The following is a 19,369-nucleotide window of genomic DNA, read 5'->3' as shown; positions in this document are numbered from 1 at the left end:
ATACTTCACCATTTTGTTACTTTTTGTGAGCGGTCCTAAAGAAAGGAAACTGAGATGGAAAACGACATTGTTCAAATGAAAAATATCACCAAAATATTTGGAAGTTATAAAGCTAACGATAACATTTCATTAAAGTTGAAAAAAGGCGAGATATTAGCCTTGCTTGGTGAAAATGGGGCTGGAAAATCTACTTTGATGGGGATGTTGTCAGGTTTGCTGAAACCGACTTCCGGCGAGATCATAATCAATGGAAAGCCCGCAAAAATGGAAAACCCACGTGAAGCAAAGGCATTGGGAATTGGAATGGTCCATCAACATTTTATGCTGATACCTGCATTTTCTGTCTTGGAAAACATCATTCTAGGTGATGAGCCTCTTAAGGCAGGACGTATAGATTATAAGAAGGCAGCGAAGGATATAGAATTTTTAGCTGGTAAGTATCATTTGGAAATAGATCTGAATGCAAAAGTATCTGATATTACAGTTGGGATGCAGCAGCGTGTAGAAATAATGAAAGCATTATATCGCAAAGCTAATGTTTTCATATTTGATGAACCAACAGCAGCATTAACACCACAAGAAATAAGTCAATTGATGAAAATTACGCATGCTTTGTCGGAAGAAGGCAAATCAATCATTTTTATTACACACAAGCTTAAGGAAATTAAGGAAGTTGCTGACCGTTGTGTTGTTATTAGAATGGGGAAGGTGATTGATTCTGTCAGGGTCGCTGAGACTAAAGAAGCAGCTTTGGCAGAGATGATGGTTGGTCATAAAGTTAATTTTGCGATAGATAAAAAAGAAGTCAATCAAGAGAAAGATATTTTCAAGATCGAAAAACTGAGTGTGGAAGCGCATGGACAACTTAAAATAAAAAATCTTGATTTAACAGTTCATTCGGGTGAAATAGTTGGTGTTGCAGGTGTCGATGGTAATGGGCAAAGTGAGTTGATCGAGGCTGTTACTGGTTTACGCAAATGTAAAACAGGCACGATCATGTTAAACGGAAAAAAAATTCAGCATCAGAGTGCGCGCAAAATTGCTGAAGCAGGCATTAGTTGCATCCCAGAAGACCGTCAAAACGTGGGCCTGATATTGCCATTGACGATTTCTGAGAATCTAGTTTTGAAATCATATTACAAAAAGCCGATCAGCAATAAAGGTTTTTTGAACTATAAAAAAATTAATGAAGATGGACGCAGGATGATCAAACAGTTTGACATTCGTTCTCAAAGTGAGAAGGAGTTGGTGGGGGATCTTTCTGGTGGGAATCAGCAGAAAGTGGTCGTTGCACGCGAAATAAGTGCTCAGCCAGATTTGTTAATCGCAGCCAATCCAACACGTGGAGTTGACATTGGAGCAATTGAATATATTCATGAAAAAATTATGGAACAACGCAACGCAGGACATGGTGTTCTGCTTGTAAGTTTTGAACTCGAAGAAATTTTAAAATTGTCTGACCGTGTTGTTGTAATGCATGAAGGGCAAATTGTCGGAGAAATTGATCCTAGAGATACTTCTAGTGAAGAGTTGGGGATGTTGATGGCTGGGAAACAGCAAGCTGAAGAGATGGGAGAGATAAGTTAGATGCTACATAGTAGGTCATTAAAAGGATTAGCCGTTCCTTTGATTTCAATTGCTGCTGGGTTCATTATCGGAGCGATATTGATGTTGATGTTTGGTTATGATCCAATACAAAATTATCAAAATTTGTTTATCGGTTCGTTAGGTGATATTTACTCTCTGGGTGAAACACTACGTAATATGACCCCTTTGATACTAACAGCATTGGGTTTTGCAGTTTCAAGCAAGGCTGGTTTTTTTAATATTGGTGGTCCAGGACAATACTTGATGGGCTGGTTTGGCGCTATCGTTTTCGCATTAAATTTTCCTAACTTACCCACGGTATTATTAATTATAGGTTCTTTGGTTTGTGGAGCTCTTTTGGGCGGAATATGGTCTCTGATAGCGGGTTTCTTAAGAGCATATTTTGGAACTAGTGAGGTTATCACGACTATTATGCTAAACTATATTGCACTATATTTTATTAACTTTGCAGTTAAGAACTGGCTGGCCAGCAAGGGAAGCGACTCATCACCCAATATTGTAAAAAAAGCCAGCTTGAATACGGAATTCTTGCAGAAACTGACAAATAATTCAACTTTTAACTGGGGATTTTTTATTGCACTTATTACAGTTTTTGTGATTTGGATATATTTTAATAAAACCCGTTCAGGATTTGAGGTTCGTTCTGTCGGTTTAAACGAAGTAGCATCACTATATGCGGGTGTTAATGTGAAAAGAACAATTGTAGTCGCAATGTTGGTGTCAGGCCTGCTCGCTGGTTTAGGCGGTGCTATTGATGGTTTAGGGAACTTTCAGAATATCTCTGTATCTAACAATCTTCCGAGTGTCGGTTTTAACGGGATGGCTGTTGCTTTGCTTGCGGCCGAGAATCCAATTGGGATTATTTTTGCAGCTTTGCTCTTTTCGGCTTTGCAAATCGGGGGATTAAGCATCTCAGTTTACTCCAATACGCCTAGTGAAATTGTTGATATTGTTATCGCCTCTATTATCTTCTTCGTTGGAATTAAATATGTTTTTGAAGCAGCTTTAGCTAAGAATTGGCGTAAAAAGCAGCGTAAAACACCGGATGGAGGTATGGATAAATGAGTCTATCAACAATTTTAATGACAGTTTTTTCAACAACTTTGATTTACGCAGCCCCACTTATTTTTACAGCGTTAGGCGGAACTTTTTCTGAACGGAGTGGAGTTGTTAATGTTGGTCTTGAAGGCATGATGATTGTGGGAGCTTTTTCCAGTACAGTTTTTAATCTCTCCTTTGGAAATGTTTTCGGTGCTGGAACTCCATGGATATCCCTTTTGATCGGAGGTTTTTTCGGGCTGCTTTTTTCACTGTTACACGCTGTTGCAACAGTTACTTACCGTGCGGATCACATTATCAGCGGGACAGTTTTGAATCTAATGGCACCAGCATTGTGTGTCTTTCTAACACGTATTTTTTATAATGGCAAAGGACAGACCCCCGTGATTGATCAAAGCATGGGTAACTTCACTTTTCCGGGACTTGCGAATATTCCTTTTATAGGAAAGATTCTATTTACGAGGACATCGTTGATCGCTTATTTAGCAATATTTGTTGGCGGAGCCAGCTGGTTTTTCCTGTATCGAACCAATATTGGTTTGCGGCTTCGATCTGTGGGTGAGAATCCTGCAGCAGCGGATACATTGGGCATAAATGTAGCAAAATATCGTTATATAGGGGTCTTAATTTCAGGCGCGTTAGGCGGAGTAGGCGGAGCTGTTATGGCACAATCGATAACGCTTAATTTTTCAGCTAGTACAATTTCGGGGCAAGGTTTTATGTCTTTAGCAGCGATGATTTTCGGTAAGTGGAATCCTATGGGAGCAACTGGAGCGGCCATTTTCTTTGGCTTGGCACAAAGCTTACCCATTATAGGTGGTTACATACCTATTCTATCGCATGTAGATTCAGTCTGGTTTCAAATCGCACCCTATGCAATTACGATCATTGTTTTGGTTATTTTCCTAGGTAAGGCCGTTGCACCTGCTGCTGACGGACGAAATTATATTAAAGGAAAATAATTAAGTAAAATCGGCATTCTCAAAGAATTGAGATAAGAGTGTTGAAGGTATGGAAACACTCAACACCTGTCGAATTCTTCTTTATCCAGCGCGATTTTTTGTTTAAAAAATATTTTGACAGTAAGCGTTTTAGGTGAAGCAAATATTTTATTATGTTAGCATGAATACAAGGTATTTGTCTGGCAAATGGTTAAGGTTACTTAATAATTGGAGGGATTCACTATGGCGCTTACTGAAGAATTTAGAGAAGTTTTGACATTAAAAAACAGTCCTGGTCCATTTATCTCGCTTTTTATGCCGCTTAGTTCATCACTTCATGATGTTTCAGCTGACCGCACTCAGTTCAATAGTTTGATTACTGAAGCCAAGCGTGAACTAACGCACAATTATACGGCAAGTGATTGGTCTCCCTATGCGCGTGAGTTGGCTAAATTTGAACATGATCCGCTAGGAAATGCTAGTGCTCGTGGTTTAGTGATATATGTTGGCCCAACGGTTAGTCAGTCTTTCAGAGTTGCAAAACCGCTTTCTAGCAAAGTAAGTATCTCGGATAAACCTGAAATCTTACCTTTGATCGCAGCATGCGAACTTAACTTTTCGTATGATATTTTGTTGCTGGGGAGAGATATGTTTCGATTAGCCCGAGTTATCAACAATGAACCCGAGCTTGTTAAGCTTCCGAATGATGTTCCACAAACGTTGAAAGAAGCTCTGGGTTCTGAATTAGGCAGTCGTGGTCATTGGCAAAGATCAACAGGTGGCGATAACGGTGGTACACAATATAGCGGGACTGGTTCCTTAGATACAGCTGAAAATGCCGATCGTCGTAATTTTTTCATGATAGTTGATGAGTATTTGCTTAAAAACTTTTCTAATCAAGATCATCGTTCCTTAATTCTCGTTACAGATGCGAAGAATCAGGGTAATTTTCGGAAAATTTCTCAAAATCCTTATCTAAGCAAGACCGTCCAGATTACACAAGTAGCTAATTTAAATGATCCGATGACTGATTTGCGGACTTTAGCAACGAAAATAACTGAACAATTAGAAAAAGCAGCGATGGAAACCTTTGAAAATCAATATGAACAAGCTGCCGGTTCTAAAAGAACTGCAACTGATTTAGGTGTTCTGATGGATGCCGCAGTTGCAGGGCAAATCGAAATGCTTTTTGTGCGTGTGGGTGCAAGTTTCCCAGGCCGCATCTCAGATCAGTTACAAATCGATACGACATCTGTATTGAGTCGCGACAACAATGTTTACAATGATTTAGCAATGCTGACATTAAGCCATGGAGGGCAGGTCCATGTCCTTCCAGCAGAACAGATGCCAGTTGCAGGTAATGTAGCTGCCATCTTAAGAAGTATTGTAACTGTCAGCTGAAAATATGCTTCAAATATTGTTGGTGGAGTTTTTTTAACAAGAGCAAGTGATGAAGGTTGATTTTAGATCAAACTTCATCATTTTTTTATATATTAGATTTCAATCTTCGGGATGTAGAATCACTTTAAATAATGTGTGGAGGAAGCGAATGAATCAACTGGAAGTCAACAATAAAACAGAAATATTGAATAGATTTTTATATGTAATAGGCGAAAATACTGCTCAACGGCATTGTGGCAACGAACTTATGCTTGATGTGTTCCCTACACCTTTGGGAGAAATGCTCAGCTTGTCTAATGAGCGTTACTTGTATTTGTTGGAGTTTACAGATAAAAAAGGACTCGATCAAGAAGTTAAACAGGTAATTCAAAATCATTCTGCTGTAATTACTTTAAGAAAGACTAGTGTGAGTGTTGAAGCGCAAAATCAATTACAAGAATATTTTTCAAAACAAAGAACGAGTTTCTCACTGCCGCTTTTCAAAGATGGGACAGCATTTCAAAAGAAAGCATGGAATGTTTTAGAGATGATTCCTTTTGGGAAAACACTGTCGTATCAAGAAGAGGCAGCTAAATTAGGGAATACCAAACTTGTCAGAGCAGTCGGAAATGCAAATGGAGCAAACAAGCTCGCGATTGTTATTCCCTGTCATCGAGTTATCAGATCAAATGGCGAGCTTGGCGGGTATGCTGGTGGAATAGAACGCAAGATAGCCCTTCTTCAGTTGGAAAAACAGAGCTGAATTTTCCAAACTAAACAGTGGTACTGCTAGAGAGTATATAAATTTCCTGGGAAATAAAAGCGGCGTCTCTTGTCATTGTGCCAAGTACATTGATGATCCGATAAGCAAGCCTTTTGATGTTTTTGAATGACCAATCTGGTTGGTTTTTATTAAAGGTGCTTTATAATTAGGGAGTGAGTGTAAAAAAAGGTTTGAAATGTCTCCGACTGGTGCAATCTGTTCATATTTTGTAAAAGAGCCCAAAATTATTCCAGCTAGATCGAAAAAATCGGGTAATTGTGATAATTGATGAAAGCTTGAAAATAACATATTTCGCTCTCCACTATAACTTTCCAAAAAAAGAATTTTGTTTTTTAGATTTGGAAAATATTTAGTGCCTGCAAGTTTTAAAAAACAGCGAATATTGCCGCCAATTATAGTACCCGATAGAGCATGGCCTTGAATAAACGAGTAATTGAAATCAAAAAGATCGTTTGATCCTTTGAAAAGTGTGTTATAAAGCAGCTTTTTTTGTGTCCCAGATTTATCCCAAGCAAGTGTCTTTAATTGAAATAGTCCCGTTTGGAGATCTGAACGAGTTGTGATCGCATTCAAGACAGCTGTCAGATCGCTGTAACCAAAAAATAGTTTAGGATTACTTTTAATCAGAGAGTAATCAAGATAAGGCAGCAAACTGTTGGACATGTTGCCGCCGCTGACATCAAAAATTGCTTTGATTCTTTTTTCAGCAAAGCATTGATTGATGAGAGCGGCTTTTTGAATGAAATTTTCTAAGTCATTTTTATACAACAATGGGCTAACTTCTGTAACCACTCCCCAGGAAGTAAGGGTCTTAATTAAAGAATCAATAATTGGTTTGTCAGAAAGTGAAAGCGGATCGGAGCTTGCGACCAAGGCGACGGTATCACCCTTTAGTAATTGTTTATTCATCATAAAGAGACTCCTTATTTTTTTCCTTTATTATACGCGTTGCTTGAACTTTTTTGAATGATAGTCAGGTTGCATATTCATAGACATTGGGCACGTTTCCAAGTTAAACTGGAATCAGATAAACAGATGTGATTCTTTTAAAAAAGGTAATTATAAAGGAGGAATTTTTTTGAAGAAACTGCACGTTTTAATTCTGGGCGTGAGCTCTTTGGGACTATTGGCGGGGTGTTCTTCAAATAATCAAGATGCAGCTTCATCTAGCAGCAGTTCAGAGACTTCTAGTTCAGAAGTCTCGAAAACGAGTCAAAAAAGCGTCTTAGATGATAAAGTCAAAGTTTCAGTTAATCAGGCGATTCAGGTTTATCAAGACGCTTATCCTGATACGGATATCACTTCAATTGAACTAGATTCAACATTAGGTAAATACTACTATGAAGTTGAGGGTGTGGACGATGATAATGAATATTCACTCAGAGTCAACGCCAGTGACAAAGCCGTAAGTCAAAAGAAACAAGAACAACTTGACAATGATGAGGATAATGGAACAAAACGCAGTGATGACAAATTAAATTTGAATAATCTGATTTCTGTAAAAAGAGCGGCTAACATAGCTGAAAAAGCAGCAGGTTCAGGAAATGCTTCTGAATGGTCTTTAGATAAGGATATGGATACAACATATTGGGATGTTCAGGTCAAAGATGGCAGTAAGCAAGTTGAAGTTAAAGTCAATGCTCAGACAGGCAAAGTTTTGGAAAAAGAAACAGATGATTAGTTTTTTGTTTTTTCAGTAGCTCCAAGGATATTAGGTAGTTTGTTAACGACAAATTGAGAATGAAGGGTTGTTTTTGGCTATAGTTGATCCGCGATTAGGTGAAAAAGATGGTTGTGGAACACGTTAGTGAAGAAAATGCAAGTTGAATTTAAAAAACTGAGACAAAACGCCAGCGTTTTGTCTCAGCTTTTTTTTGACATAATATAACAAATTAAAAAAATGCTTTTTCCTTTATTTACAAACAATTGTGATAATATACTTGTTTTTTTTTGTTTTTCTAATTAAAATTAAAAGAACATTAGATTTTTTGAAAAGACAAAAGTAGTAATTTTTCTAAAGAATGAAACTAATGTTTGTTGGAACTGACTTGTCAGATTAAGGTGGGAAATTATAATGATTGAAAAAAGCAAAACAATGTATACCCCGACCTTTGAACATGATGCTTGCGGGATGGGATTTATTACGCAAGTTGACGGTAAAACTAGTCATGAGCTAGTTGAGCGTGCTTTAATTATGTTAAAAAGAATGAATCACCGTGGGGGGACTGGTGCGGAACCAGACACTGGTGATGGAGCAGGTATTTTACTTGCAATGCCAGATGCTTTTTTTAGAGCGTATACTGAAAAAAATACGTTGAAATTACCAGCATTAGGTGAATATGCTATTGGAATGTTTTTTTTGCCACAGGAAAAACATGAAAAAGATGCAATGTTGAGTTCAGTGAATGACGAAATTTCGCGGTATGGTTTTCCAATTATTGGTTCACGAAATGTTCCATATGTTTATGAAAGCTGTGGTCCTACAGCTCAAAAAGCCATGCCAGGATTTGTCCAAGTAATCGTAGGGAAACCTGCTGATATAGATGCGGGAAGGCCCTTTGAGGATGCCTTGTATTACTTGCGGCGCCATTTGGAGAAGACTTTTTCTTCAGATGAGTTCGCTATTGTTAGTTTTTCTAGTCGTACCATATGCTACAAGGGAATGCTGCATGCGTATCAAGTGGGAGAGTTTTATCCCGACTTACATGATCCCCAAATGGAGTCAGCTATTGCTTTGATTCATTCACGTTTCTCGACTAATACATTCCCAAGCTGGGAACGTGCACAGCCGTTCAGATTTATAGCACACAATGGTGAGATCAATACATTAAAGCGTGCAGAAAATTGGATGGTCAGTCATAACATTGAGATTTATAACGAAGATGATTCGGACTCTGCAAAATTAGAAAATTGTATGGAGTATCTTTATCGGAATGGACGTGATATTCCACAGATACTTCTAATGATGGTTCCTGAAGCATGGGGCAAAGAGGCACATTTGTCTGCTAAACAAGCAGCTTTTGATGAGTACAACTCCAGTTTTGTTGCGCCATGGGATGGCCCTGCAGCTTTATGTTTTACTGACGGCATCCAAGTTGGAGCAATGCTGGATCGGAATGGCTTGCGTCCTTCTCGGTATAATTTGATAAAGGGTAATTTTTTAATTGTTGCTTCTGAGTCGGGTGTGTATGATGTGGAGCCAGAAAACATTATCGAAAAAGGTATTCTTGGTCCTGCAGATATGATACTAGTTGATACTTCTGAAGGAAAATTCTATCGGACAGAAGAAATCAAAGCGCACTACGCGAATCAGCATCCTTATGAAAAATGGTTAGCAAATGAACAGCTGACCCTTGAAGATCTTTCGGAGGCAGATGTAGATGAAAACATTTCATCCAATGCTTTGCGAACATTATGGCGCCGCCATGGGTATACGGAAGATGTTATCCGCGATGCAATTATTCCAATGGCTCAAAATGGTGAGGAACCGGTTATTTCAATGGGGTATGATTCCCCGTTGTCTGTTTTGAGCAAAAAACCACAATCGTTGTTCACCTACTTCAAACAGCAATTTGCGCAGGTTACTAACCCGCCGATTGACGCGATCCGTGAAAAACTTGTTATCGGAACAGAAATGTTTCTAGGTTCTGACGGAGATATTACGAGTGATAGTCCGTTGAACGCCAAAAAAATAAAAGTTGATTCACCTATTTTAAACTCAGCTGATTATGAGCGTTTGAGACATCTAAATGGTAAAAATGGTTTTAAAGTAGACGAGGTTTCAATGTGCTACGATAAGGCTCAACGACCAAACCGCTTGGAACAGGCGCTTGATGACATGTTTAAAGATGCTGAGACCAAGATTGACAGTGGTGCCAACCTCATTATTTTGACTGATCGAGGAGCAACCCGTGAAAAACTGATTATACCTGTTTTGTTAGCCGTTTCTGGCTTAAATAATTATTTAGTGCGTAAGGGCAAACGAGAGCTGGCTTCGATAATCGTGGATACAGGTGAGGCATGCGAAATTCATCATTACGCAACATTGTTAGGATATGGTGCTTCTGCAATCCATCCTTATGGGGCATACGCGACACTGATAGCTTATAAACTTGGAGATAAACTGGAAAACTATCGCAAGGCATCTGAAAAGGGAATCGTCAAAATTATGAGTCGAATGGGAATTTCGACGATTATCGGTTATCAAGGTGCACAGCTCTTTGAAGCTGTCGGTCTTTCACAATCAGTTGTTGACGAATATTTCACAGGAACCGAAAGTCGGATAGGTGGTTTGTCGCTGGATCAAATTGAAGATGAATATCTTGCTCGATATGACAAGGCATTTGGATCTAAGGCTGTGGAAGATCTTCCATCTGGTGGTAGTTTCAAATTCAGACAGGAAGGAGAGCATCATCTTTACAATCCGCTGACAATGTATAAGTTCCAGCACGCGGTTCGAACAGGTGATTATGAAGTTTATAAGGAATATGTTAGCGAAATGCATGAAGAAGAACTGGCAACTCCAACAACACTTCGTTCGCTTTGGGAGATAAAGAAACACAATAATAAAATACCTTTGAGCGAAGTCGAACCTGTTAGTCAAATTGTCAAGCGTTTCAAGGCAGGAGCGATGAGTTTTGGTTCCTTGTCCAAAGAAGCACATGAATGCATCGCGGAAGCTATGAATGAGTTGGGCGCAAAAAGCAACAGTGGTGAAGGCGGTGAAAATCGTCTGCGGTTTAAGAAACAACCAGATGGTCGTAACTTGAACAGTAAAATCAAGCAAGTTGCATCAGGCCGTTTTGGGGTCAATGCTGAATATTTGATGAGTGCCGAAGAGCTCCAGATAAAGGTTGCTCAAGGCGCTAAACCAGGTGAAGGTGGACAGCTGCCGGGAAATAAAAACTTTCCTTGGGTAGCGGAGATTCGTGGTTCTGTGCCAGGTGTTCGTTTGATTTCACCGCCGCCGCATCATGATATCTACTCAATTGAGGACTTAAAACAATTGATATATGATCTAAAACAGATTAATCCATTTGCCAAAATTACCGTTAAATTGGTTTCGAGCACAGGAGTGGGGACCATTGCGGTAGGTGTAGTCAAGTCAGGTGCTGATAAGGTTGTTATCAGCGGTTACGATGGTGGAACAGGAGCTGCTCCGCGAAACTCTGTTCGTGATGCGGGCTTGCCTTGGGAAATGGGCTTGGCGGAAGCGCACCAAACCTTGGCGTTGAATAATTTGCGGCAAAGAACGACTTTGGAAACCGATGGCAAGTTAATGACCGGGAGAGATGTCCTGATTGCAACAATGCTAGGAGCGGAAGAATATAGCTTTGCTTCTTTGGTACTTGTTTCAATTGGATGTATTATGATGCGAGTTTGCAGCAAGAACACTTGTCCAACAGGAATTGCAACTCAAAATCCAGGATTGCGCAAATTCTTCATAGGCAAACCTGAGCATGTCAAAAACTGTATGAAGTTTATTGCTGAGGATTTGCGCGAGGAAATGGCTGCCCTCGGATATCGTACTATAGATGAGTTGGTTGGACATACGGAAAATCTGCGACCGCGGTTTATTGCAAAAGGAAAAGCAAAATCACTCGACTTTTCAAGAATTTTAGGTACTCCACTGGGTATTGAACGCAAGTCTGTCAATCCATTTTTGCCAAAATATCAATGGCCTGATCTAAATGATTTTGCTGAAACGGCAATTGCAAATAAACAGGATGTTGTTATCAAAAATAAAATCAACAACCGGATGCGTGCGGTGGGCGCGCGAATGGGCGGATGGATCGCACAACGCTTCGGCAACGATACTTTGCCAGCTGGGCACCTTAAATATGAATATACAGGAGTAGCTGGGCAAAGCTTTGGAGCGTTTATTACAAAGGGTCTTGAACTAGAGTTGACTGGAGAAGCGAATGATTATGTTGGTAAAGGCTTAAGTGGTGGTCGGCTGATAGTCAAGTCGCCTAGGAAGGCGCAAGAGTTGTATAGCAATGCACCAATCGTAGGAAACGTTGCTTGTTTCGGAGCGACTGGTGGAGAAGCTTACTTTAATGGACGCGCAGGCGAGCGGTTCTGTGTCCGGAACTCAGGTGCAAAAGTTGTTGCAGAAGGAATCGGTGACCATGGTTGTGAATATATGACCGATGGAATTGCTTTGATTTTAGGCTCGATCGGGCGCAACTTTGGTGCTGGGATGTCAGGTGGTATTGCATATATTTACGATCCTGCAGGCAGTTTTAAGCAGAAATGCAACTTTGAAATGGTCGAACTATTCAAGCTGAATGAAAAAGGCGACGATAGTGTTGTCTTAGATATGCTGAAGAAACATGTTAAATATACAGGCTCACGAAAAGCCAAGTATGTCTTGGAAAATTGGGATAAAGAGCAAAATAACTTTATTAAGGTCTACCCGAAAGAATATCGACATGTAAATGAAATCATGGCACGGTTTGCAAGTCAGGGTGTTGCAGAGGATCAGTTGGAGCAGAAAGCTTTTGATACTGTAGTAGGCTCACAACCGACAATGATGAAATAAGGAAAGGGAGGAAGCGAAATGGCAGATCCGTTTGGTTTTATGAAATACGCACGTGTCGATAATCCCATCCGACCAGTGGAGGAAAGAATCAAGGATTTTGAGGAAATGCAGAATGCTTTGAGTGACGATGAACGACGGAAGCAGGCTGCACGATGTATGAATTGCGGGGTACCCCATTGTCACGTAGGTTTCTTTTACGCAGGAGGACGTGCCGTTAGTGGATGTCCTAATGATAACTTAATTCCTGAATGGAACGATCTTGTTTATCGTAATGAAGACAAACGTGCTTTTGAGCGTTTGACGAAAACCAACCCATTGCCTGAGTTCACGGGGCGTGTCTGTCCAGCACCGTGTGAAGTTGCTTGTAATGAAGCCTTGCATGGCAAAGGAATTACGATTAAAGATAACGAGCGGTTCATTATTGAACAAGGTTTTAAATTCGACTGGGTTAAAGACAGCGGGACACCTTTGAGAAGAAATGGAGTTAAAGTAGCTGTTGTAGGTAGTGGCCCGGCTGGTTTATCAGCAGCTTGGGAATTGAACAAATTAGGTTATACAGTTACTGTTTTTGAAAGGGACGACTACCCCGGTGGCTTGGTTATGTATGGCATTCCTAATATGAAACTGCCTAAAGAAATTGTGCAGCGACGTGTCAAAGTTATGAAAGAATTGGGAATTAAATTTAAGGTAAACACCGAAGTAGGTGTAGACATTACGGCGGCGGAACTGAAAAAAGAGTTTCAACGAGTAATCCTGACTGTTGGTGCACGGTCTGCACGTGACTTGGATGTTCCTGGGCGTCAATTGAAAGGAATTATGCAGGCGGTTGATTATTTAACTTTAGCTACAAAACAGGTTATCAAGGATGGAACGAAAGCAACTAAGGCTTTGGCCGGTAAGAAGGTTGTTGTTATTGGCGGTGGAGATACAGGTAATGATTGTATTGCAACAGCAGTACGTCAAGGTGCTGCTGAGGTGCGTCAGCTTGAGATTACACGGCAGGCACCAAAGAAACGTTTGGCTAGCAATCCGTGGCCGCAGTGGCCAATGGTTTCTAAGCTGGGATATGGTCAAAAAGAGGCTCAAGAATTATTTGGTGGAGTCCTTACATCCTATGAGATGACTGCAGTGGGCTTTAAAGGTAAAAAGGGTAAAGTGGCAAGCATGATTACCAGTAAGGTTCGGTTATTTAAACCAATTGAAGGAACTGAACAGGAACAACCGGTTGATCTTGTCTTGCTAGCGATGGGCTTTACTGGAGCGCAGCAAAGTGTACTGGATGCCTTTAATATTACACAAGTTAATGATGACTATACAACGGATCAAGAACAGATTTATGTGGCAGGGGATGCACGTCGTGGACCTAGTCTCGTTATTTGGGGGATTCACGAAGGAAGAATGGTTGCAGATACAGTGGACCAGTCCTGTCAGGTTCATGTCTAAGGCTGATTTGAGTGTAAGTTAATGAATAAGGACAATATAGAGAAGAAGCCTGCTACAAAGCTAAATACTTTGTGGCAGGCTTCTTTTTCAATACCTTATAATAATTAGAAGTTGAAAAGTGTTTTGTCAGAAACTAATAAGCAAATTTTTTGGAGTTACATTGTTGCAAATTTTTCCCGAATTGTTGCAGCAGAATTAGCTAATTTTGCTTCCTCTTCATCAGGTAATGGAATGTCGATCAATTCCTCGACACCATTTTTCCCGATGATTCCGGGTTGTCCAACGTAGGAATCGTATTTCTTATTGTAAGAAGAACATGGACACATAAGATGTGCATCATCTAGAACGGCACGACTTAATTTGACTGCGCATGTTGCAATTGCATAACTTGTATAACCCTTGCCAGAATGAACTGCCCAACCGCCAGATCTTGCTTGCGACTCAAGCTCCGTGAGGTTAATATTACGTGCCTCTGCGAGTGGGATAACATCAAGCCCATTAACTTTAACGGTTGACCAAGCAACGAATTGTGATTCGCCATGTTCGCCATAGACAAAGCCGGTGACATTTTTTGGATCGACATCGAACTGCTCTGCGACAACTCGCTGCATTCGTGCAGTATCTAAGAATGTACCTGTGCCAAGGACTTGAGATCCAGGTAGATCAATTTCTTTTTGGAGATATTGCGAAATTGCATCACAGGGATTCATTGTATCGATTAAAACACCATGAAAGCCGCTTTCCTTTATTTTAGGTGCGATATCCTTTACGATTTCACGCGTATACTCGAACTCTGCCCAACGATTGCCACTAGCGTGATCAAGCGCGTGAATGTTTCCGGCGGTAACGAACAAAATATCTGTGTCAGCTAACTCAGAATAGTCTTGAATTTTGATCTTCGGTCGAGTTTCAAGCCGTGCGGTTGCGTCTTTCAAATCAAGTTGTTCTGCACGAGCCTTCTTTTCATTTTTGTCGATCAAAATCAATTCATCTGCGTCACCCTTGGTAACAAGTGCAAAAGCAATCGTTGCGCCTACGTGTCCAACGCCGATAATTGCGTATTTTCTTCCCATAAAAAACAAGTCCCTCTCTAAAATTAGTAATAAAATATTCGTTGGTAATTAAACAATTTCCAAATGCAACTGATTGTCTTGGATAAGACCAACCTTTTTCATCATGCTGTAAGCAACAAGTGAAATGATGGCCGGCAAAACAACACCGGTAAACATATAGACCGCGAAACTACCCCAACCTTGTGCAGCATAGGCTAAAGGAGCAATAAATGAGTTAAGTCCCAAGCCAGCCAATTTGTAGGTCGAGCGGAAACCAAACATGATCGTCGCGATCGGCGCACAGACAACTGCAGATAACATAGATGGCAATAAGAGATAAGGATTAATCAGCAGATTAGGAAACTGAACCTTAGGCGTGATGACACCTTGTGCAATATTTGCTCCAATGTTGTTCTGCCGGAAAGACATAACGGTGAAGGCAACGAACTGCGATGTTGTTCCGATTAAAGCAGCAGCGGAGGAAATAGGATCAAGCGTCAAGGCAATCGCTAAGGCGGCAGAAGAAGCGGGGGTCATCAAGAACAACGCCCAGACCACAGAAACACAGATTGAACCAACTAACGGATTCACTTGCATTGTTTCCGCAATATAAGCACTAACACCCAGTAAGAATGGAGTGGTGACAGCAGCCAGCCCTAAGCCGGCAACTCCACCGATAAAGGTTGCTGCAAGCGGGACCAGCATCATGTCTAAAGGTGTTTTTCCTGTCAGATATTTACCCACTAAAGTAGCAATCAAGCCAGCCAGAACAGCACTAATCGGCTGACCTGTTGAGAGGGTAATCGAACCGGCAGCCTGCATTAGGCTAGAACCGGTGGCTGTAGTTCCATTGACAGCACTTGTTGTAAAGTGAATAGCATTTGCACCAATTGTCGATGAGATCATTGCACTGAAGATAACCAGTGAATTCGTTCCCAGCTGAGAAGCAACTGCGACACCAAGTGCTGGGGCAAGCAAACTATTTGCTATTAAACCAACTTGATAAAGCGCGTTCCAATGAACAAAAGAAGCAAACGTCTGTAATAAAAGTCCAATTCCTAATGTTACTAAGACAGCATTAGCGATTGCGGCAGTAATACGGTATGCATACTCCTTAACAGTTGGATTTGATTTTGCCTCAGCATTTTCCATAATTAACACTCCTTTAAAGTATAAGCTAACTAAATTTTCTCGATCCAACCTTCAGGTGCTTTAACGTCACCAAACTGGATGCCGGTCAATTCATCGTATAATTTATGTGTTACAGGGCCAACTTCAGTCTCACTGTAGAAGACATGGTATTTGTCACCATACTTGAATCCTCCAATAGGGGAAATAACAGCTGCAGTTCCACAAGCACCAGCCTCTGCAAAATGATCTAACTGATCAATAAAGATATCACCTTGTTCAGTTTCCATACCGAACCGATGTTCCGCTAAATAAAGCAGTGAATATTTAGTTACACTAGGCAGAATGGAAGGTGACTTAGGAGTAACAAACTTACCATCTTTTGTAATTCCAAAGAAGTTTGCTGAGCCCACTTCTTCAATCTTTTTGTGTTCAATTGGATCAAGATAGATACAATCGGAAAAACCATCATTATGTGCAAGCTGACCAGGGAAAAGACTAGCAGCATAGTTACCACCGACCTTGCTTGCACCGGTACCTTTGTGAGCAGCACGATCATATTCAGATGCAACAAAACTCGTAGGTGTTAAGCCGCCTTTGAAGTAATTACCAACGGGCATCGCAAAAATTGAGAAGATATATTCTTGAGCAGGATGGACACCAATGTTACCGCCGACCCCGATCAGGTATGGACGAAGATAGAGTGTACCACCTGAACCATATGGAGGAATGTATGCCTCATTTGCTCGAACAACTTCCTTTAGAGCAGCGATAAACATATCAGTTGGAACTTGAGGCATCATTAAACGTTCACAGCTTTTCTGCATACGTTTAGCATTTTGGTCAGGACGGAAAAGATTAATGCTGCCATCTTTGCAGCGATATGCTTTTAGTCCTTCAAAAACTTCTTGACCATAATGCAAGCAGGTTGAGCCTTCGCTGATCGTTACATTTGAATCTTCAGTTAAACCAGTATCCTGCCACTTTCCATCACGCCAATAGGCACGATAGCGATAAGGAAGGTTCATATAATTAAATCCCAAATTACTCCAGTCGATTTCTTCAGGTTTAGTTGCTTTTGGTTCTGACATAGTCATAAAAAATTCCTCCTTCTAATTATTACAAAGCGGCTATTTGATTAAATATTAATGAAAAAGCACCTATCGCTATGAGACTAAGCGATAGGTGCTAAAAAAACTCCATCGCCTAAGATTACCTTAGCGCGATGGAGTTAATGTTCTCAGATTTAATCAGCCGAGACATTAAACAACACATCGCGCGTGCTAATAATGACTAGGCTCACTAGGTATGCAACTGCAGAAAAACTTTCATTTAACATAGTCCTACAAGTTCGTGACATGCTGTCTAACTCCCTTCCATTGCTTTTTAAATTCCACTTTGTAATTGATAAACTTAATTATATACAACAAAATTAAAATTGCAAGTATTTTTTAATAAAAATATCATTTTATCATTTTTCAAAATTAAAACAAACTATTATAAGAAGCACTTCAAGAAAATAAAATAACTACTTAATCTGCAACACATAGACGCAATATAGGAAGGTTATGAAAAAAATTTTTATAATGATTGAACTTATTATAATAAACGATTACAATTAGTGGAGTAAGGGATCACGATCTGAGAGGTGTTGTTAGATTTGGTTGTTTCTTAGATACAGCGGATGAGACATCCTCAATTGAGTATCCCTTATAGACAGCAGTTGGACTGTGCTGCATTGAAAAGCTCGTATTGTGGTCTGGTTATCACATGTAGCAGTTTTTGCCAATGACAGCAGGGAAGTTAAGGACATTGAATGATGTTCCTTAGTCTGGCTGTTGTTTTGATGTGTACGGTGGCTTGGTTCATAGACTGTTTTTTAAGAAGTCAGGTACACTTGTTGACAATTTTTGTGTTTGAAAGTATATTATAAGCAATCATTCTTATCTTAATTGATAAAGTAGTCAAAGTGCTTTGTCCACGTTTTTTGGCGTGGAGTGGCGCTTTTTTTATTGTCTAAAAGGAGGAGAGCTGTTGACAACGACAGAGTTTGACACGATTGCTGCTATTTCTACTCCGCCAGGTGAAGGGGCAATCTCAATTGTTCGTTTAAGTGGGGAAGAAGCAATCAATGTCGCAAAGAAGGTTTTTAAAGGAAGAAACCTTTCGAAAGTTTCAAGTCATACCATTAACTATGGACATATTATTGATCCGAAAACAAAACAAGAAATCGATGAAGTAATGGTTTCCGTTATGCGGGCGCCCAAGACATTCACACGTGAAGACATAATTGAAATCAACTGCCATGGCGGGATAGTAGCAACTAATCGTATTCTGCAGTTGTTACTAAGCAATGGGGCTCGCCTTGCCGAACCTGGAGAGTTTACTAAGCGTGCTTTTCTGCACGGGCGAATAGACCTTTCACAAGCTGAGGCCGTAATGGATTTGATCAGAGCTAAAACTGATCGTTCGATGAAAGTTGCCTTGAATCAATTAGATGGAAATCTGTCGCATCTTATTAAGAACCTGCGTCAAGACATTTTAGATGTATTAGCACAAGTTGAAGTTAATATTGATTATCCTGAATATGATGCTGTCGAGGAGATGACAACTCGTCTCCTCAAGGAAAAAGCAGTTGATGTGAAAAAAAGAATCCAGCAGCTGCTGCAGACAGCTAAACAGGGCAAGGTTTTAAGAGAAGGACTGGCGACGGCTATTGTTGGACGGCCGAATGTGGGGAAATCCAGTTTATTGAACCACTTGCTGCATGAAGATAAAGCAATTGTAACAGATGTGGCCGGAACAACGCGTGATGTAATTGAAGAATACGTGAATGTTCATGGGGTACCTTTAAAGCTGATTGACACAGCTGGGATTCATGATACAGCTGACAAGGTTGAAAAAATTGGTGTTGAGCGCTCGAGAAAAGCTATCGAACAGGCTGATTTGGTAATGCTGGTTCTTGACGGCAGTCAAAAACTAACAGAACAGGACAGGGAATTAATCAGTTTGACAGATGATAAAAAAAGAATTGTTCTTCTAAACAAGGTTGATCTGCCACAGCAAGTTGAAATTGAAGAATTGAAAAAAAGAGTTGGGACAGATGAGGTACAGACAACCTCCGTTTTAAAAAACGAGGGACTCGACCAGCTTGAGGAAAAAATTGCCAAGTTGTTTTTTGGTGGCATTGAGAATAGTCAGACAACAGTCATGGTTACGAATGCACGCCACATCGCGTTGCTTAACCAAGCTGAGGATGCATTAGACAATGTTCTGCAAGGAATTGAAGCAAACATGCCGGTTGATTTAGTTCAGATCGATATGACAACTTGCTGGGAACTTCTAGGCGAAATTACTGGTGATAGTTACCAAGATGAACTTTTGAATCAGTTATTCAGTCAGTTCTGCTTAGGAAAATGATAAAACTAAT

The 19,369-nt window shown here is 40.2% G+C and carries 13 protein-coding genes; 9 read left to right on the top strand and 4 right to left on the bottom strand.

All coding sequences use genetic code 11. The annotated features are described in order from the left end of the window. The first annotated feature begins 54 nt into the window (after nucleotides 1-54). From FC19_RS03050 to FC19_RS03030, 5 genes are all read left to right on the top strand, one after another. Nucleotides 55-1,587, top strand: coding sequence for an ABC transporter ATP-binding protein (locus tag FC19_RS03050; protein ID WP_057875522.1), 1,533 nt, complete (start codon nucleotides 55-57; stop codon nucleotides 1,585-1,587). Continuing rightward, nucleotides 1,588-2,673, top strand: coding sequence for an ABC transporter permease (locus FC19_RS03045; RefSeq protein ID WP_057875521.1), 1,086 nt, complete (start codon nucleotides 1,588-1,590; stop codon nucleotides 2,671-2,673). Next, a complete protein-coding gene (locus tag FC19_RS03040; protein WP_057875520.1) occupies nucleotides 2,670-3,629 on the top strand; it encodes an ABC transporter permease in 960 nt (319 codons plus the stop codon). The genes FC19_RS03045 and FC19_RS03040 overlap by 4 nt, the downstream gene beginning before the upstream one ends. A 222-nt stretch (nucleotides 3,630-3,851) precedes the next feature. Then, nucleotides 3,852-5,009, top strand: a complete 1,158-nt coding sequence (locus FC19_RS03035) for a baeRF6 domain-containing protein (protein ID WP_057875519.1) — start codon at nucleotides 3,852-3,854, stop codon at nucleotides 5,007-5,009. 148 nt (nucleotides 5,010-5,157) lie between these two features. After that, complete coding sequence (locus FC19_RS03030; RefSeq protein ID WP_057875518.1) at nucleotides 5,158-5,751, top strand: methylated-DNA--[protein]-cysteine S-methyltransferase; 594 nt, start codon at nucleotides 5,158-5,160, stop codon at nucleotides 5,749-5,751. Nucleotides 5,752-5,823: 72 nt separating this feature from the next. On the opposite strand, the gene FC19_RS03025 is transcribed toward FC19_RS03030, so the two are convergent. Continuing rightward, complete coding sequence (locus FC19_RS03025; RefSeq protein WP_083488311.1) at nucleotides 5,824-6,684, bottom strand: S66 peptidase family protein; 861 nt, start codon at nucleotides 6,682-6,684, stop codon at nucleotides 5,824-5,826. Between the two features lie 166 nt (nucleotides 6,685-6,850). Between FC19_RS03025 and FC19_RS03020 the strand changes: the two genes are divergently transcribed. From FC19_RS03020 to FC19_RS03010, 3 genes are all read left to right on the top strand, one after another. Beyond that, nucleotides 6,851-7,453, top strand: a complete 603-nt coding sequence (locus tag FC19_RS03020; RefSeq protein WP_057875516.1) for a PepSY domain-containing protein — start codon at nucleotides 6,851-6,853, stop codon at nucleotides 7,451-7,453. A gap of 393 nt (nucleotides 7,454-7,846) precedes the next feature. After that, nucleotides 7,847-12,316: a glutamate synthase large subunit gene (gene gltB / locus FC19_RS03015; RefSeq protein WP_057875515.1), complete on the top strand. Its 4,470-nt coding sequence runs from the start codon at nucleotides 7,847-7,849 to the stop codon at nucleotides 12,314-12,316. 18 nt (nucleotides 12,317-12,334) lie between these two features. Beyond that, nucleotides 12,335-13,759, top strand: coding sequence for a glutamate synthase subunit beta (locus FC19_RS03010; RefSeq protein WP_057875514.1), 1,425 nt, complete (start codon nucleotides 12,335-12,337; stop codon nucleotides 13,757-13,759). A 155-nt stretch (nucleotides 13,760-13,914) separates the two neighbouring features. On the opposite strand, the gene FC19_RS03005 is transcribed toward FC19_RS03010, so the two are convergent. Genes FC19_RS03005 through FC19_RS02995 form a run of 3 tightly spaced genes read right to left on the bottom strand, consistent with a single transcriptional unit; the run spans nucleotide 13,915 to nucleotide 17,036 of the window. Next, nucleotides 13,915-14,832, bottom strand: a complete 918-nt coding sequence (locus tag FC19_RS03005) for an L-lactate dehydrogenase (protein ID WP_057875513.1) — start codon at nucleotides 14,830-14,832, stop codon at nucleotides 13,915-13,917. A 48-nt stretch (nucleotides 14,833-14,880) separates the two neighbouring features. Next, the gene (locus FC19_RS03000; RefSeq protein ID WP_057875512.1) at nucleotides 14,881-15,963 is read right to left on the bottom strand and encodes a PTS sugar transporter subunit IIC; all 1,083 of its coding nucleotides are present in this window, start codon (nucleotides 15,961-15,963) and stop codon (nucleotides 14,881-14,883) included. Between the two features lie 29 nt (nucleotides 15,964-15,992). After that, entirely contained in the window at nucleotides 15,993-17,036 is a 1,044-nt protein-coding gene (locus tag FC19_RS02995; protein WP_057875511.1) for a branched-chain amino acid aminotransferase, read from the bottom strand. A gap of 934 nt (nucleotides 17,037-17,970) precedes the next feature. On the opposite strand from FC19_RS02995, the gene mnmE reads away from it, so the two are divergent. Next, entirely contained in the window at nucleotides 17,971-19,359 is a 1,389-nt protein-coding gene (gene mnmE / locus FC19_RS02990) for a tRNA uridine-5-carboxymethylaminomethyl(34) synthesis GTPase MnmE (RefSeq protein WP_057875590.1), read from the top strand. Nucleotides 19,360-19,369: the final 10 nt, after the last annotated feature.

The organism is Liquorilactobacillus aquaticus DSM 21051, from assembly GCF_001436755.1.
In the GTDB taxonomy this organism is placed as follows: domain Bacteria; phylum Bacillota; class Bacilli; order Lactobacillales; family Lactobacillaceae; genus Liquorilactobacillus; species Liquorilactobacillus aquaticus.
This window is presented reverse-complemented; position numbering and strand designations above follow the sequence as displayed.

Excerpts from the sequence above, each read along its gene's own strand:
- FC19_RS03030 (WP_057875518.1), top strand. The coding sequence starts at position 5,158 with ATGAATCAACTGGAAGTCAACAATAAAACAGAAATATTGAATAGATTT.
- FC19_RS03035 (WP_057875519.1), top strand. The coding sequence starts at position 3,852 with ATGGCGCTTACTGAAGAATTTAGAGAAGTTTTGACATTAAAAAACAGT.
- FC19_RS03045 (WP_057875521.1), top strand. The coding sequence starts at position 1,588 with ATGCTACATAGTAGGTCATTAAAAGGATTAGCCGTTCCTTTGATTTCA.
- FC19_RS02995 (WP_057875511.1), bottom strand. The coding sequence starts at position 17,036 with ATGACTATGTCAGAACCAAAAGCAACTAAACCTGAAGAAATCGACTGG.
- FC19_RS03005 (WP_057875513.1), bottom strand. The coding sequence starts at position 14,832 with ATGGGAAGAAAATACGCAATTATCGGCGTTGGACACGTAGGCGCAACG.
- FC19_RS03010 (WP_057875514.1), top strand. The coding sequence starts at position 12,335 with ATGGCAGATCCGTTTGGTTTTATGAAATACGCACGTGTCGATAATCCC.
- FC19_RS03050 (WP_057875522.1), top strand. The coding sequence starts at position 55 with ATGGAAAACGACATTGTTCAAATGAAAAATATCACCAAAATATTTGGA.
- gltB (WP_057875515.1), top strand. The coding sequence starts at position 7,847 with ATGATTGAAAAAAGCAAAACAATGTATACCCCGACCTTTGAACATGAT.
- FC19_RS03040 (WP_057875520.1), top strand. The coding sequence starts at position 2,670 with ATGAGTCTATCAACAATTTTAATGACAGTTTTTTCAACAACTTTGATT.
- FC19_RS03000 (WP_057875512.1), bottom strand. The coding sequence starts at position 15,963 with ATGGAAAATGCTGAGGCAAAATCAAATCCAACTGTTAAGGAGTATGCA.
- FC19_RS03025 (WP_083488311.1), bottom strand. The coding sequence starts at position 6,684 with ATGATGAATAAACAATTACTAAAGGGTGATACCGTCGCCTTGGTCGCA.